Raw genomic sequence first — 15,510 nt, 5'->3', positions numbered from 1 at the left:
GCGGAGTGGACGGGACTCGAACCCGCGACCCCCGGCGTGACAGGCCGGTATTCTAACCAACTGAACTACCACTCCGCGTCATATTCTTGCAGTGTTTGCTGTAAGGTGTGCTCCCTGACAGCGGCGTGAATAATACGAATGACCCCCTCATGAGTCAACCGTTTTTTGAAAAAAAACCGTGTTTTTTAGTTATCTTTCATCGAAAGGTTCAAAATATCACCTGATTTATCATTTTTTGAACCATTTGCAGTTGTGTTATTTTCATCTTCCCCCAAATCATTCAGATCAATCACTTCTTCTGTTTTCTTAAAAGGGTTCTTTAGTGCGGGTAATTTAATCTTTATTGGTTTTTTCTGAACAAAAACTCGGATCGCAAGCCAACCAATGAGTAAAACCACAAGGTTACCTGCCACAATAATGCTAATTAATAAGCCTGTACTGATTGTTGGTTCTGGCTCAGGCTCAGGCAGTGCTGTTTGCGGTAATTGCGGCGCTTCTAATTCTGGCACCTTTTCTATCGGTCTTTCTATTTCAAAGTTATAGTTTGGTAATGTCGCCATAAACTCACGACCATTGATGTTTTCTCCAAATGCTGAAATCTCAACGCTATATCGTCCCCAATCATAGTTTTTTATTGCAAGCTGGCGATACAGACGTTCTTGTTTGTCTAAAGTGAACATCTGCTCTTCACCGTTAGGGTAAAAAATCTTACCTTGCAAAATGATTGTTTCTGGCTTCACCACCGACTCATCAATAGAGATGGTGAGGCCATGTTCAAACTCATTCTCTCCCGCTAACATCAGTTCAAAATTAAATGGTGGCTCTGCAATTATAATTGGGGGCTTGATGACTCTACGTTTGAGAATGGGAGTTTCTATAAAAAACTCAGGTTGCCACTCGCCTGCCGGAAAGTTAAGTTTAAACTCCCCAGTAAAAATACCGTCTAGTGGTCTTTCGTCGAACTCTCGACCATCATCTTTAAAATCCGTTACGCTTTGTGTACCAGCACCAAAGTTTGCATATTCATCATTATTGGTGCTAGAAAACTCAACATATAATGTAACGACATCCCGAAAATAGCCAACTTCAATTGGCTTGTCGTCATTGGTAACACGCCCTGTTACCTTTAGTACTTCACCACGAAAAAGAAGTGGCGGTAACGCCTCTACCTCAAGCTCAATATCTCCAAGTACCATGATCCGACTGTTTTTTTGAATTTGCCCAATCACTTGCCAAGGGCCCGGTGTGGGTTTTTTTAAAATGATCAGATCATAGCTAACTTCGTCATACCACTGTAAAGCGTCGTTATCCAACGAGCTTGTTGCATAGTATTTGCTACCATCTGGTTTTACCAATACAACAGCAGGCGTACCAGGAGCTCGAAAAAATAGCAGTGTTATTTCTTCAATGTTATGGTCAATTCGAAAACGGTTATCTAGCAGCGGAATTTCATTTGCCTTGCCATCTCGCTGTAGCATGGTAATTTGCGGTGTTTGCGCACTCACCACCATACTGACAAACAAAATAAGCACCAAAAAAAGCCGATGTAAAACCATGCATTAACCTTAATATCACTTTGGTGGAAAAGTTGACTGTATCTCTATCGCTATTGTTGCCACAGACTTTGCCCGCAAGCTTTATTGACCAGCTCCAAGCGTTCTGAATGTGCTAACTCTTCATCGGCAGAGGCGCGTAAAACTTTAAGCGCAGGACGATTACTATCCAATCGAATAATACTTCCAGCTGAATTAGCTTGGTTACCTTTGTTCTGGTTTGCCAAATTCAGCTTTTTTTGTCCTCCCGTCATCGACAGGTAAACATCTGCTAAAATCTCGGAATCCAGCAAAGCGCCGTGTAGCGTACGCTTTGAGTTATCGATATCGTAGCGTCGGCAAAGTGCATCGAGGCTATTTTTCTGGCCTGGGTGAAGATCTCGTGCCATTACGAGAGTATCTAGCACTTGGCAATATTCATGGGTTGCCGGAAAACCTTGGTTTAGTTTAGCAAACTCGTGATCCATAAAGCCGACGTCGAACGGTGCGTTATGAATAACAAGCTCTGCCCCTTTAATATAGTCAAAAAACTCTTGAGCAACTTGATGAAAAAATGGCTTGCCACGTAAAAACTCATTGGTAATACCGTGAACGTCAATGGCTTCTTCTTCAATGTCACGTTGGGGGTTAATATAAACGTGGAAATTATTACCCGTTAGTCTGCGATTAACCAGCTCAACACAACCTATTTCAATGATCCTATGTCCTGCTTTCGGATCAATACCTGTGGTTTCTGTATCCAGTACTATTTGCCGAGTGTGCATATCGTTGCTCGCTTAACTTTGCTATTATTTTACCCTATTCGCACATTTTACATAAAAATAGGCAATTCAGTGCAAAAAACCGTAGAGATTTATACCGATGGCTCATGTTTAGGTAACCCAGGTCCTGGAGGTTATGGTATTTACCTTTCCTATCAAGGGCATGAAAAAGAAATGAGTGAAGGGTATAAACTCACCACCAATAATCGCATGGAGATGCTCGCCGCTATTGTTGCACTTGAAACACTAAAGCGCCCATGTGAAATTACCTTGTATACGGATAGTCAGTATGTGAAGCAAGGCATAGAATCGTGGCTAGAAAACTGGAAAAAACGCAATTGGAAAACCGCGGCGAAGCAACCGGTTAAAAATGTAGATTTATGGCAGCGGTTAGATGCTGCAACTAGCCGCCACACAATCCAGTGGCGCTGGGTAAAAGGTCACGCAGGAAACAAGTACAATGAACGGGTTGATGACTTAGCGCGAGAGGCTGCATCAGGTTCTAATCTACTTGTAGATGAGGGCTACGAGGCCAGTATTTGATACGCCCTCAGGAGCAGTGTTCCCTGTACCTGCTCCATTAATAATTAACTTGAGTCACAAAGCTACTCTTTATCTTGACAAGTTTGTCTAAGCCCAGCCCCTTTGACTGCTGGTGTCCACTTAGGTTTGACGTGCCACTTAGGTTTAATGGGCGTCAGAGGCATTACTCGCTTTCTGGCTACCAGCATATACACACTACCCATCGGCTTTAAGTAATGTCGACAAAATCGCCGCCAAGGGGCAAAACGAGATAATCTCGACCCACGTGCCAACGAAGCATGAATAAAGCGCTCATCAGCAACGATTTCAAAACCAAGTAAATCTAGCCAGTCTTTTACTCGCGATGGCGTAAAAAAGCGTCCTGACCAGGGCAGCTTTTCTTTGCTGAATGGCAACATTTGCGCTACGCCACAAAGACTGAATGGGTTAAAGCCTGAGATAACAATATAGCCACCAGGAATTAATGTCCGATGGGCTTCTCGTAGAATATGATGTGGGTCGGAGTGATACTCTAAACATTGACTCAAAATACACGCATCTACCGAATTCTCATAAAATGGTAGCTCATCAATTTCGGCAAAGACCCCCACATGCTTACCTTGCGGCGCAACACAAACTTGATGTTTAATGGGACTTGCAGAGGTATCCATTTGACCACTCAAACACCCCAGCTTTAGCATGTGATAGCCGAACATTCTCGGTAACCATTCATCCAGTCGTTTTTGGATCCCTACTTTTAAGTAATCACCGTGAGGGAAGTCATGCCACTCATCCGGTTTAGGTCCTTGTAAAAAACTTAACGCTGGTTTCATTTACTAAGCTCGTTATACTGATGTTATTAATCACTTTATAGAGCATTGCGTTATGGTGCAAGTCGATGCAATCAAAGCATTTGATGATAATTATATTTGGGTGATAAAAGACCCTACCAGCTCAAGCTGCTGGGTCGTCGACCCCGGTGACGAAAAACCTGTTTTAGATTACTTAAATCAACAAAACCTTACCCTTGAAGGCATCTTGGTTACTCACCACCATTGGGATCATACTGATGGCATCGCACCACTGCTCACGAGTTTTCCACACCTTCCCGTGTATGGGCCAAAAAACGGCAAGTATCAAGGGATCACGCGTCCACTCGTAGAGCACGATACCATAACCCTAGCTGGTATTACCCTAAAAGTTATCGCCACACCGGGACATACGTTAGATCATATTTGTTATGTTAATAACGAGGTCGCCTTCACTGGAGACACTCTGTTTAACGCAGGATGTGGCCGGTTATTTGAAGGGACGCCTGAGCAAATGTGGCACTCATTTAATAAACTCCTCTCTCTCCCTAACTCATGCCAAGTTTACTGCACACATGAGTACACACTAGCTAACTTAGCATTTGCCCACGCCGTTGAGCCAAATAACCTCGCACTCACTGAGTATCATCAACAAGCGCAAAAACTGCGCCAAGCTGGTAGAAGCACTATTCCGACTACCATTGGTCAGCAAAAAGCCATAAATCCATTTGCACGCGCGGCTAAAGCTGACATTCTTACATATACACCTAGAGAGTTTATCAGCAATGACAGCACACCCGAAGCTCACTTTGCTGCTTTGAGAAAGTGGAAGGATAACTTTTAACATATTCAACAGTGACTCAATGTAACGTCAATGGCTAGCTATTTGGCGTTACCTTGCTTTATCTCCACTGGAAAACCATTTATTTCTCGCGCTCACTACGAAGTGCTGCTTGCGTCATATTTAGACGGCTATAAAGAAAATAGCAAAGAAGCTTTAAATGCAGATACAAACTCGGTAGTATTGCCGAGTTTTTGTCCGAACCTCCAAACGAAAGAACGCATTTATGAAAAAGCTCGCCCTCGTTGTTGCATCTGCAACAATTTTAAGTGGTTGTGAAATCACCCAAGAAACTCCCTTAGAGACTGCAACAGAGCAAGTTAAGCAGGCTAATTTAGACCATGCGAGCCCTTATGATATCTCTCAGACACTGAGTACCTCATGGCAAGATGAGGACGAAGAAGTTGCCCCTGTATTTGACGATGTATGGGAGCGGATCCGCTATCAGCTCTCTATCGAAGTACCACAAAACCGCCCAGTAGTTGCTGAACGTAACTATTATCAACGCCACCAAGCTTACTTAGACCGTATAGCTAAACGCGCAGAGCCATACCTTTACTACATTGTAGAAGAAGTAGAAAAGCGCAACATGCCAGTAGAAATTGCTTTGCTCCCAATAGTAGAAAGCGCTTTTGACCCTTTTGGATATTCTCATAGAACCGCTTCTGGTATTTGGCAGTTTATGCCCCAAACAGGTGAGCGCTTCAACTTAAAGCAAAACTGGTGGTATGACGGTCGCCGCGATATTGTTGCCTCAACACAAGCAGCGCTTGATTACCTCACCTATCTACATAAAACATTAGAAGGTGACTGGCTCAATGCCATTGCAGCCTATAACTCAGGTGAAGGCAGATTGCTAAGAGCCATCAGAAAAAATCGAAAAAAGCACCTTCCTACTGATTTCTGGTCTCTTGATTTACCAAGAGAAACCACCGCATACGTACCAAAGTTACTCGCTTTGTCAGACCTGCTGAAGCGCTCAGATGAATTCAAAGTGACTTGGCAGCCGATTATTAATGCACAAGTTGTAGATACCGTTGAGGTAGGCTCCCAAATCGATTTAGCTCTGGCGGCAGAAATGGCAGACATATCTTTAACCGAGCTTTATCGCTTAAACCCAGGCTTTAATCGCTGGGCAACCGATCCTGATGGTCCGCACCAGTTGCTATTACCGATGGAAAAAGTCGATGCCTTTAAAGATAAGCTAGCAAAAACCGAAGTTAAAGATAGATTACGCTGGCAATATTATACGGTGCAAAAAGGCGATAGCCTGTCGGTGGTCGCAACTAAGTTCAATACCAGCATTGGCGCTATCCGCTCACTCAATAATGTAAACGGAAACATGATACGTGTTGGCCAAAAGCTCCTTGTGCCACTGAGTGACGGTGAATTACAAAGCGAACATTTACCACCTGAAGTACGCCTAGCAGCTAATAAAGTGACGAAGCAAAAGCTAAGTCATACTGTGAAACCTGGCGATACCTTGTGGGATATTAGTCGCGAGTACGATGTCACTGTGAAGCAGTTGGCCAGCTGGAATAAGTTAAAAACTAATGCGGTACTACGCTTGGGTCAAAAGCTCACAGTGTTTAAAAGTGAAAAAGCACCTCGCCAAACAGCCCTCGTTGATACGCAGCGTACAATTACCTACAAAGTGCGAAAGGGTGACTCGCTTGCCCGTATTGCGACTAAGTTTAATGTAAGCGTCAATGATATTGTAAAATGGAATAATTTAGCTGGGCAAAAGTACCTTCAGCCGGGTCAAAAACTAAAACTAACCGTACAAACTAAACGAGTGTAATACCAATTATCTTAATTAAGTGGTCTATTTTGAGGCGAGAAAATCTTGTCGATAACTCCGCTACCGCGTCCTGCTATCGCCAAGGTACCTACATCCGTGTAGGCAAGGCAAAAATTTTGCGATTTAGTTGTTCTAAATAAGAAGTTTTTAACGCTGTTAGCGTCAGATTTACTCCCTCAAATTGAGCAAGTATTAAGTCTAATTGGTATAATACCCGTTTATAAGCAAAGATAGAAATAGAGCCTACGGGCTCTATTTTCTTATAGTTTGTCGGCTAGTGACTGTAGCCAAGGCTTAGCTGGTTCCCATGGCTCAAAATGCTCACAAGCATCGATATCCAAACGTGCTTGCACCCGAGTGGCATTTAATTCCTCGACCAAGGCGTCAATCTGCTTTCCTGCGCCACAATAGGTATCACCGTAACTCCTATCCCCTAACGCAATCACTGCAACTTGCTTACCAGTGAGCATCGGAAACTCACTTTGCATCTGCAAAAACAGAGGTAATAAATTATCCGGAATATCACCTGCGCCGGTTGTCGACGATATAAACAAAATATTCTCGGCTTGTTTTAGATCCGCTAAGGTTGCAGGCTCAACCACATGTGCTTCATGTCCAGCTTGGTTCAAAAGCTCAGCGCTATCGTTTGCCAAGTTTTCAGCATTACCATACATACTACCCACAAAAATAGAAATTTTTGCCATTATTTATAATCCTTCTCATTGTCTGACCACCCTAGGCGAGAAAATACAGCGAGCGTATCTTCTCCGAGATCGGCGGTAATTGAAATCTCAACGTTGGTGTAAGGATGAACAAATTCCAGCCGTGTTGCAAATAACATTAAACGACGTAGGCCAAAGTGTTCAACGAAAAAATGATTATGCTTGTTATCACCGTGGTTCACATCACCAATAATGGGATGTGTTAAGTGATTTAGATGACGCCTGATCTGATGTTTACGCCCGGTATGTGGAAAACACTCAACCAAAGAGTAACGAATACTCGGATATTTACCAAAAGCTATTGGCAATGTAGCTTGCGCCAAACAGTTGACCTGTGTTTGGGCTTCTTGCGGTGCTTTATTCTGATCGGCAAATTTGTCCGCTATCTTATCTAACTCTTCTTTTAACGGCTTATCAACAAGCTTAGAGTCAGGTGCAAAGCCACGTGTTAAGGCCAAATAACGCTTTTTAATTTTACCTGCAATAAAGACTTCATTCATCGCTCGTGCAGCCTCTGAACTCAGTGCAAACAGCAGTACACCAGATGTAGGTCTATCTAAACGATGAACAGGAAATACATGTTGATCGAGCTGATCACGTAGCATCTGCATTGCAAATTGGGTTTCACGTTTGTCTAAAAAAGAGCGATGAACGAGTAACCCAGATGGTTTATTGATGGCAACATAGTGTTCATCTTGATACAAAATTTCAAGCATTAGCACTCCTTTGCAAATGTACTATCTAAATTTTTCAAGCACTGATGCACAGCATTAAAATATAGGTGGTCACTTAATACCATTTCAGCCATTGGTGCAATGGCCATGTTGGTCGGGAGTGCCTCACCTTTTGCCACCATATCCCGTATTTTGTTCAAAAATACAAACTGCAACCACTGCTCGAATGCCATGGTATCGCAGCAAAATGGTTCAACAGAGGACAAGGCTTCTGCTGAAATCGGTGAATCTTGCCAAAGACCAGCCGCTTTCAAACACGCTTCTAGTTCGTCTAACTGAATTAATACTTCCGAGTTCATCGGTACTTTCTCATTTTCAATTTTAGACATTATAACTATATGCGTGATCACTCAGCCAGCCAATTCTCGCATCTGCCCTTTTTATGAGACTTATCAGTACCAATAAAAACCGCTATAATTGCCGCTAATTTCAGTATCAGTAACAACAGAGTATTCATGACAGCGCAAATCTCTACTTTAGGTGAACTATTAACTAACGCCGGTACACAGTGGCGTGTATACGACATAGGCCGTCGCATCACAAAAATCGACAAAAAGCAATTTGCGCAAATTGAAAATACTCAAGCCCCTTACCCATACCCTTTAGCTGGCCACGCTATCATGGCGATTCAGTTTTGGGATAATCAAGCAACTGTTGACCCCTATGTTTGGTTCTTAAAGTTTCCACTGGATGAACAAAGTAAGTTGATCATCGCCAGCAGAGATCATTTTGCTTCAATGGTGATCGAAGCCTTGGGCACTCAATTAACCGGAGAGGCCGCACAAGGGAAACTGGACAACAACCCCTATGTTTTTACCCCTAACGCGAACAAACTCGCTGCGTTCAATGCACTATTAAAGCGTGATCTTAATCGCCCAGCCTCTCAATATTACGAGCACGCCGAACTCTACTTTTCTGGCAAGCTTGGATTCGATCGTTGGCAAGAGATAGCGCTACAAGGTATTGCAGACTTCGCTCTACGCCTAGACCATGGCCAAAACTCAAGCAACCTGCAACAGGCATGGCCTATTTTGCCTGTAGAAGTTAAGACCCCATTAGCCGCCATGCTTGAACACGTTACTGTCTCAACGACACAAACCGAAGACTTTTTAGCCGTTTTAGCTCACGCCTGCCAAGAACAAAATAAGGATGCCGTAGTCACTAATTTACGCGCGATGTCGGGCAGTCATGCACTTGGTTTAATCGCACAGGCAGTAGATACGATTTTAGCTTCTGAACTGGCCACCGATGCAGACTGCTTGCTCACTATTGCAGGTCGTACTTGGGAAACACTCACCGATCAAAATAGACTACATAGTTATTTGGAGAAAGCCGCTGAGCACGATCAAATTGATGGTCTTTTCAGCAGTATTTTCGCAGATTTAGTTGCAATCCCAATGTTACGCCCACATGTTTTAGGAATAATTAGGGCAGAGAATCGTAGTGATACTTTGTCACGTGCAATTGGAAGGCTATTTTCTTAAATGACAACACTCTGGCTTTTTATCATCGTATCATCTGTTATCGCGCTATTTTGGTATAGTCGTCAAATTGCAGAAGCCGCAACTAGACACGCCCAGCATCAAGCCGAGAGCTTGCAAGTGCAACTATTAAGTGTAGCTTGTACAAAACGTAGAATTGGTGTGTTGAAAAACGGCAAACTAGGTATAAAGAGCCAGTTTATGTTCGAATTTAGCTCTGACGGTGAGTCAGCCTATCAAGGTAAGCTTTACTTAGAAAATGAAAGGTTGGTACGAAAAGAGTTGCCAGCGTATAGGGTCACCAGCTAATTATGCATTTACGATTGTTGACGTATTGATAGGTAATTTTTGCAAACATAAAAAACCAAGGCGCCAGCCTGTTTGCCGCGCCTCAATCCTGACGTTTATCCCAAGAGGTATCCAATTCCTCTGCTTTACCACTAAAAAGCAATCCGCCAATTTTTCATCCCCTGAACGGGTATGTACTCCGACTTACCCTTGCCTCATCCTTGTATCGTCCATTCGCACTTCCAGTGCAGTTTCCTTTTAGCCACCTTGGCCTCCACTTCGCGTCCTGCGCTCCTACGCCAGCTTGGCTCCACTTCACACTATCCTTATGTGCTCCATATATAACATCCTATGTTACTTATCCACTTCGTAGTCATCCTGACCACGCTCCCTCATCCTAAAGCCTTGCTCATCCTTATTTATCTTCCTTGTTCCACTTCGCTTCCCGCGCTCCTTGTCATTCCTTATGACTCCTTATCCCTAATGAAGCTCCGCTTCATACTCTCTTCCTAGAGTTCCATCCTTCCTTGCCTTATGTACTACTTCCTTCTGTTGTCGTCATATTCCTTATCCTTTGACGCTGAGCTCCTGCTCTTGTGTTTCCTTACATTGTTAAGTTTACGGGGTTCTTAATTTTTTGGCAGATAGGCTCAGACAATCTTTTTGCTGTAATTTTAAAGCAAAAAACATAATTTCTTTTATAAATAATAAGATAGACTTTGAAAACACACCAAACTCGGTATGACAAAACGCCTTTACCCACATTACCGTAGGAGATATCTCACACAACAATTTCCGTTGTTGCTATTTCACTGAGACTTAAGACACGACGTAGTTATTTACACTTAGAAGCTTGACGCAAGTTCGTAGTTGTTTCTTGATATCAGAGATGTGTTTACAGCAGCCAAGCCATTGCAAACACATTCAATGAAGGTAGTAAGGGGCAATAATAACTAGAAAGGAAAGGTGCAACCCAAATGCAAAAGTTACTTTTTCTTAAACAGCAGCGTCCCCTCAACACTACTAAATACAAAGTTTTTTACAATGTGGTAGTCATGTGCTGTAAAGAACGCTAAGTGGTCTTGCTGTGTGATAAACACAGCCATACCTGTGGTCTTATCATGCTGCGATAACAAGTCATCTAAGGCTATTAGTAAGTAATGTCCATACCCCAACCCTTGAACATGTGGGTCAACAGCAATAAAAGATAAGAAGTGATACGGCTCATGAGCTTGCAACTCCTCTCTAATTACTCTTTCCTTTTCAATAAGCTGTTGCGTCTGTAAGTACCCAGCACTCATCATCAGCCTAAGTCGCCAATGCCATTGCCGACTCGCTTCTAACTCATTACTATCGGCGATAACACAGGCCACTGCCATCAGCCTAGCTTGGTTGTATAATCCTACTAAAGGTTGGCCGGTGTGACCAAATGCTGATAGTTCCTCTCGTATTAGCGCTCTGAGCTTTTTCTCAAAGCTAGCTTCGTGCTTTGCTTGCAACACATGCTTTAGCAAAGGGTCATCATGATACGCTTGGTACAATACGCTTGCTGCTACATTTATATCTTCTGGGCTTAAGAACTTTACTGCTAAATTATCCATTTTAGTTTGTACTGACATAGCCGAACCTTATTATTGATTATTGACACAGTTGACCAGCTGAAGCCGACTTCAACAGCGTTTACGCTATGATTGATTTGACACAAGTCATGCTTTATTCAGCCATAAGCGGTTATATTGTACTCTCTTGGCTTACTACTTGATCAATTCGAAGGAGTAACCTTCACTAAGAATTACTTTTTAAAACAGCTAAATAGCGAGTTTTAACCTTGTCGAAATCGCCACAAAAATATTGCTGTGCGCAAAATATTGTCGCGGGGCTATAGACAAGACTGACCGCCTTAAAGGAGGCCACTTAAATTAAGCAAATTGTTATTAGTTGCGATATTCACACCATGACTTTTTACCCATGATGACTTGCTAAAGGGTTGGCAACCACCTTTACTATAGTTAACCAAAACTTGGAATGACAACTTGTACTTTCACAACGGTTATACCAACAGTAGTAAGTTTAATAAGCCAAAGTAAGTAAAACTCAATTAAATGAGGGAGTACGATATGGATACAAGCCGCCACACAATGAGCACATTATTTGCCCAATTAGGGCTAGATAATGATCCTAAATCAATCGATGGTTTTGTTAAGCAGCACCGCCTTCCTGACGAGATGTTACTGAGTCAGGCACCATTTTGGAATGAAGGCCAACGGCATTTTATTGAAGAGTCGTTGCGGGAAGATGCGGACTGGAGTGAAGTGATTGATGAGCTTGACGCTATGTTAAGGTAACCTCTTGTTATTAACTTGGGTGCCTGGCAAATAGCGCCCAGCATCACATGGTGATATGATCTCTTTCTTGTTTCTGGATTCAGGAAGATTTATGCACCCAGTTGTTGCCAACGCCATTAAGAAGTTAGTAGACAGTGGAATCACGCCAACCGTTGCGTTGACCAAGAGTAAACTAACTCAAAGTGTTGCAATGCCCGATATCATTGCGGGTATTGCGGCTTATAAACAAGATCCCACTTGTATAGAAGACTCTCAAGCAATTGACAAGCCCACAGCCCCTGCTGCTCAGAGCCAATTAGACCGCATAGAAGCAAAACTGGATAAGCTTATCGAATTACTGGAGAAGTCATAGTGTTTGTCATTGATCTCATCTTTGATTGCTACGAGGAAACTACCTTAGATGCCGCCGAACAAGCAATCAACCGTGTTGTAAATGCGCTGCGCTTCAATGGTCAAATTATCGGTGATGAGTTCCCAACAGTACTCAAAGAGGGATATTTCATCACTCGAGTCATGTGTCCTGAGGAAGACTCACTACACCCCCTTAATCATAGTCCTTTCGTGAAATTTGCCATAGATGAACTCCAAAAATCAGGCTTACTTGCACCTAAGGTTAAGGTGATTGGTCAAGACATCCACGCCAATAGTGCCGACGCTTGCCAAACACCGTCTAGCTACATCCTCTATACGACTTATGTTCATACCTGTAGTCCGTTATATTGTGGCGATGATTTCTTACCTGTACCGCTCTATAAAATCCCAGCCATAGCCAATGGCGACTACAAGGCGCTGATAAAATGGAAAGAGGATTGGCAAGCCTGTGATCAGATCCAGATCAATGGTGCTACACGCTGTGAGTTTGCTGCGCTTGAGGAAATATCTAGTACCGACAGTGACCTATACAGAAGAGGAATGGATTTAAGTAAGCGTATTCGCTACCTCACTCAAAAGCCAGTTTACTACTATCTTTATCGAGTAGGTGGAGAAAGCCTTGCGACTGAAAAAGCACGAAAGTGCCCAAGTTGTAATGGTGAGTGGTTATTGGAGTCTCCTTGGTTTGGGCTGTTTGATTTTCGCTGCGAGACGTGTCAATTAGTTTCCAACATCTCTTGGGACTTTCAGTAATACCATATATGGCATAAGGAGCCTAGGCTCCTAGCTCGTTAATTTACTCTAGATAATTCGCAATCAAGCAATCTACAAACTCTGCGATTGAGTCTGCCAGCACATGATGTTGTTTTTTCCCAACAAATTCCAGCCCGACTTGCCCCGTCGACACATCCACTGACACCAATAAGTCATCAGCTTCGGTTAATCCAATAAATACTGTATCTGGCTGCTTGAGTCTGCGTTTCATTAAGATGTGCCCTGTGATATTTTGCTGAAGTCTATCAAAGTCATCCGCATTCCACGCCTGAAGTAACTCAATTTTTTTACCATCTATGAAGGCTGTTATATTACCTGAAAAAAAATCCCCATATAGTGTATTCAAACCGTCAGGAAATTGTGTTTCAAGTGCTTTTGCTAACTCGTCAAAAGTCCCCTTAGGATTACGCTCGACAGCTTGCCAATTAATCTCATTGAGTTTATTAGGCTCACCTTGCTCGCACGGGCTTGGCCAGGCTTCGTCATATTCTGTACTCGGTAATGCTTTAAATGTGCGGTGATAATAATCCGCATGGGCTTGATGAAGGCATGCCATATTCACAGGCTGAGTCATAAGTAAAGCTCTCTTTATTTTCTGTTCACATTTTTAGGTAATACCGTCAAGGGGGTATTAATCCTCAAGTGAACATTCGCTATAATATGAATATTGTAACGAGATTTGAGTTAACATGACAGACTACAACAATGCACCAGAGCTGCAATCTTCTGTGCTTGGTAAAACCACAGAATATGCCAGTGTTTATACCCCGAGCTTACTTCATCCAATTGCACGAAAGCTTAATCGTGACCAAATTCACGTAGACGAAGCTGAGCTACCATTCAAAGGTGAAGATACGTGGACAGGTTATGAGTTATCTTGGTTAAATACTAAGGGCAAACCACAAGTCGCCGTTGCAACCTTTGTTTTTCCTTGCCAGAGTTCTCATATTATTGAGTCAAAGTCATTCAAACTTTACTTAAATAGCTTTAATCAAAGCCGATTTGATTCGATGGAAGTAGTGCGTCAAACACTGACAGAGGATTTATCCGCAGCTTCAAACAGCGAAGTTAACGTCACACTTTTTGGCGCTGGTGAATTTGATTGTATTCCATTCTCATCATTACCTGGTGAGTGTATTGACTCTCTTGATATAGAAGTAGACACCTACACACCAGACCATAATTTACTTAAATTAGCGTCTGATAAAGTAGTGCAAGAGACGCTTCACAGTCATTTGCTCAAATCAAATTGCTTAATCACTTCACAACCTGATTGGGCGAGTATCGTCATTAGTTATCAGGGCAAGCAAATTGATAAGGCCGCGTTACTTAAGTATCTGATTTCGTTTCGTGATCATAACGAGTTTCATGAGCAATGCGTAGAGCGTATTTACTGCGAGCTGTGGCGCACATTTAATCCTGAGAAACTCTCGGTATATGCGCGCTATACTCGCCGTGGCGGATTGGACATCAATCCATACCGCTCAAACGAGCAAAATAAGACGCCTTATGCCGTGCGAACTAACAGGCAATAATACCAACTCCATTACGCAGTTTGCGATAGGTACAAACTGCGTAATGGGCACCGGTTAAGATAAAAAACAGCAAATAGCGACGCTTTATCCCAAGCTATAGGTGATCTTAATTTGCCGCCTCTTGCATTTCTACAGGGACGGGCACCGAGCATACATCAGTATGATTTGGAGTATCGACAAACCACTCACCAGCTCTATTTTTACGCGCTGATATTAACTCTGCAAATACCTCGGTGTCCGTTCTTAGTCGCTTGAACGTTGGTGCATTTTTTACATCCGCAAGTACTGAGACACCTTCGATCACATTATAAGCTTGTCCCGCCACTGGCTGGCGCTTTAGCTGCTGTACATGTTCCATCCCAGATAGCAACTGACCAAATACGGTGGTATTTTTGTCAAGATAGCGCTGCGGTGTGAGGGTGATATAAAACTCAGTACCGCCACTGTTTACATCATTGCTTCTTGCCATTGCAAAAGCACCAACACAGTGGGTCATCCACGTTTTTGTACCAGATTGATTTTGTGCCACCGCAAATCCATTTCGAAAGCCTGTACGAGGAGCGTAACCATCTACAGCCTGCACAGAGGTAATCGGTAACCCTGTGTCGGTGCTATGGTAAAACTCCGCAGCGATCGTCTTTTTTCCTTTTTGGGGAATTTTTTTATCTGACATGTCTCCCCCCTGTGCAACAAAATTTTCGACAAATCGATACATATTTAAATTGGTATAAAACCCTTCTCGCGCTAATGCCTTGATATTTGCTACATGGTTAGGTGCAAGTTCAGAATTTAGTGAAATGTACACCGGCCCCGTTTGTAATTTAATTTTTAAGATATTTTGAGGGTCTAGCTCCTGCCAATCCGACTTTTTTGCTCCCGCAACAACTTCTGATGGTGACTTTGTATATGGCGTTGCCGCCACGATGGATGAAGCAGTAATACATGCGGTGAGAATTAAGGCCTTTTTCATTA

Annotated in this window: 18 protein-coding genes and 1 tRNA gene; 9 read left to right on the top strand and 10 right to left on the bottom strand. The window is 42.9% G+C overall.

The window, feature by feature from the left end:
- Window position 1: 1 nt before the first annotated feature.
- From HUZ36_RS11255 to dnaQ, 3 genes are all read right to left on the bottom strand, one after another.
- Window positions 2-75: transfer RNA gene (locus HUZ36_RS11255), tRNA-Asp, on the bottom strand.
- 110 nt (window positions 76-185) lie between these two features.
- Window positions 186-1,556 carry a TIGR03503 family protein gene (locus tag HUZ36_RS11250; RefSeq protein WP_176032889.1) on the bottom strand — a complete coding sequence of 457 codons (1,371 nt, stop codon included), beginning with the start codon at window positions 1,554-1,556 and terminating at the stop codon, window positions 186-188.
- A gap of 50 nt (window positions 1,557-1,606) precedes the next feature.
- Window positions 1,607-2,317: a DNA polymerase III subunit epsilon gene (gene dnaQ, locus HUZ36_RS11245; RefSeq protein WP_128732554.1), complete on the bottom strand. Its 711-nt coding sequence runs from the start codon at window positions 2,315-2,317 to the stop codon at window positions 1,607-1,609.
- Window positions 2,318-2,386: 69 nt separating this feature from the next.
- On the opposite strand from dnaQ, the gene rnhA reads away from it, so the two are divergent.
- Window positions 2,387-2,857 (top strand): ribonuclease HI, encoded by a 471-nt coding sequence (gene rnhA / locus HUZ36_RS11240; RefSeq protein ID WP_125252324.1) that lies wholly within the window; start codon window positions 2,387-2,389, stop codon window positions 2,855-2,857.
- A gap of 62 nt (window positions 2,858-2,919) precedes the next feature.
- Here the strand turns inward: rnhA and HUZ36_RS11235 are convergent, their stop codons facing one another.
- Entirely contained in the window at window positions 2,920-3,669 is a 750-nt protein-coding gene (locus tag HUZ36_RS11235; protein ID WP_125252325.1) for a class I SAM-dependent methyltransferase, read from the bottom strand.
- A gap of 52 nt (window positions 3,670-3,721) precedes the next feature.
- Between HUZ36_RS11235 and gloB the strand changes: the two genes are divergently transcribed.
- Entirely contained in the window at window positions 3,722-4,489 is a 768-nt protein-coding gene (gene gloB / locus HUZ36_RS11230; RefSeq protein WP_128732553.1) for a hydroxyacylglutathione hydrolase, read from the top strand.
- Window positions 4,490-4,712: 223 nt separating this feature from the next.
- A complete protein-coding gene (locus tag HUZ36_RS11225; RefSeq protein WP_128732552.1) occupies window positions 4,713-6,287 on the top strand; it encodes a lytic transglycosylase in 1,575 nt (524 codons plus the stop codon).
- A 260-nt stretch (window positions 6,288-6,547) separates the two neighbouring features.
- Here HUZ36_RS11225 and HUZ36_RS11220 read toward each other — a convergent pair whose 3' ends face one another.
- The 3 genes from HUZ36_RS11220 to HUZ36_RS11210 are packed head-to-tail and all read right to left on the bottom strand — an operon-like array spanning window position 6,548 to window position 8,072.
- Window positions 6,548-6,991 (bottom strand): flavodoxin, encoded by a 444-nt coding sequence (locus tag HUZ36_RS11220; RefSeq protein WP_125252328.1) that lies wholly within the window; start codon window positions 6,989-6,991, stop codon window positions 6,548-6,550.
- A complete protein-coding gene (truC, locus tag HUZ36_RS11215) occupies window positions 6,991-7,725 on the bottom strand; it encodes a tRNA pseudouridine(65) synthase TruC (protein WP_147389683.1) in 735 nt (244 codons plus the stop codon). The genes HUZ36_RS11220 and truC overlap by 1 nt, the downstream gene beginning before the upstream one ends.
- A complete protein-coding gene (locus tag HUZ36_RS11210; protein ID WP_241651724.1) occupies window positions 7,725-8,072 on the bottom strand; it encodes a YqcC family protein in 348 nt (115 codons plus the stop codon). The genes truC and HUZ36_RS11210 overlap by 1 nt, the downstream gene beginning before the upstream one ends.
- 126 nt (window positions 8,073-8,198) lie before the next feature.
- Between HUZ36_RS11210 and HUZ36_RS11205 the strand changes: the two genes are divergently transcribed.
- Complete coding sequence (locus tag HUZ36_RS11205) at window positions 8,199-9,227, top strand: DUF3549 family protein (RefSeq protein WP_176032888.1); 1,029 nt, start codon at window positions 8,199-8,201, stop codon at window positions 9,225-9,227.
- Window positions 9,228-9,533, top strand: coding sequence for a DUF3301 domain-containing protein (locus tag HUZ36_RS11200; RefSeq protein WP_125252331.1), 306 nt, complete (start codon window positions 9,228-9,230; stop codon window positions 9,531-9,533). It begins immediately after the preceding gene.
- Window positions 9,534-10,498: 965 nt separating this feature from the next.
- Here HUZ36_RS11200 and HUZ36_RS11195 read toward each other — a convergent pair.
- Window positions 10,499-11,131 carry an N-acetyltransferase gene (locus HUZ36_RS11195; protein WP_176032887.1) on the bottom strand — a complete coding sequence of 211 codons (633 nt, stop codon included), beginning with the start codon at window positions 11,129-11,131 and terminating at the stop codon, window positions 10,499-10,501.
- Window positions 11,132-11,629: 498 nt separating this feature from the next.
- Here HUZ36_RS11195 and HUZ36_RS11190 point away from each other — a divergent pair, with 498 nt between their 5' ends.
- From HUZ36_RS11190 to HUZ36_RS11180, 3 genes are all read left to right on the top strand, one after another.
- A complete protein-coding gene (locus tag HUZ36_RS11190; protein ID WP_125252333.1) occupies window positions 11,630-11,857 on the top strand; it encodes a DUF2789 domain-containing protein in 228 nt (75 codons plus the stop codon).
- A 91-nt stretch (window positions 11,858-11,948) separates the two neighbouring features.
- Window positions 11,949-12,209 carry a hypothetical protein gene (locus tag HUZ36_RS11185; RefSeq protein ID WP_176032886.1) on the top strand — a complete coding sequence of 87 codons (261 nt, stop codon included), beginning with the start codon at window positions 11,949-11,951 and terminating at the stop codon, window positions 12,207-12,209.
- A complete protein-coding gene (locus tag HUZ36_RS11180; protein ID WP_125252335.1) occupies window positions 12,209-12,982 on the top strand; it encodes a Zn-ribbon-containing protein in 774 nt (257 codons plus the stop codon). Before HUZ36_RS11185 ends, HUZ36_RS11180 begins: the two co-directional genes overlap by 1 nt.
- Before the next feature lie 43 nt (window positions 12,983-13,025).
- Here HUZ36_RS11180 and syd read toward each other — a convergent pair whose 3' ends face one another.
- Window positions 13,026-13,577, bottom strand: a complete 552-nt coding sequence (gene syd, locus HUZ36_RS11175; protein ID WP_176032885.1) for a SecY-interacting protein — start codon at window positions 13,575-13,577, stop codon at window positions 13,026-13,028.
- 115 nt (window positions 13,578-13,692) lie between these two features.
- Here syd and queF point away from each other — a divergent pair, with 115 nt between their 5' ends.
- On the top strand, window positions 13,693-14,538 hold the full coding sequence (gene queF, locus HUZ36_RS11170) for an NADPH-dependent 7-cyano-7-deazaguanine reductase QueF (RefSeq protein ID WP_176032884.1): 846 nt from the start codon (window positions 13,693-13,695) through the stop codon (window positions 14,536-14,538).
- 106 nt (window positions 14,539-14,644) lie between these two features.
- On the opposite strand, the gene HUZ36_RS11165 is transcribed toward queF, so the two are convergent.
- On the bottom strand, window positions 14,645-15,508 hold the full coding sequence (locus tag HUZ36_RS11165) for a peptidylprolyl isomerase (RefSeq protein ID WP_125252338.1): 864 nt from the start codon (window positions 15,506-15,508) through the stop codon (window positions 14,645-14,647).
- Window positions 15,509-15,510 lie beyond the last annotated feature (2 nt).

Origin of the sequence: Pseudoalteromonas sp. McH1-7 (genome assembly GCF_013366255.1) — a bacterium.
Classification (GTDB): Bacteria; Pseudomonadota; Gammaproteobacteria; order Enterobacterales; family Alteromonadaceae; genus Pseudoalteromonas; species Pseudoalteromonas peptidolytica.
The sequence above is the reverse complement of the archived record's forward strand: the minus strand, read 5'-3'. Positions and strand labels throughout refer to the sequence as shown.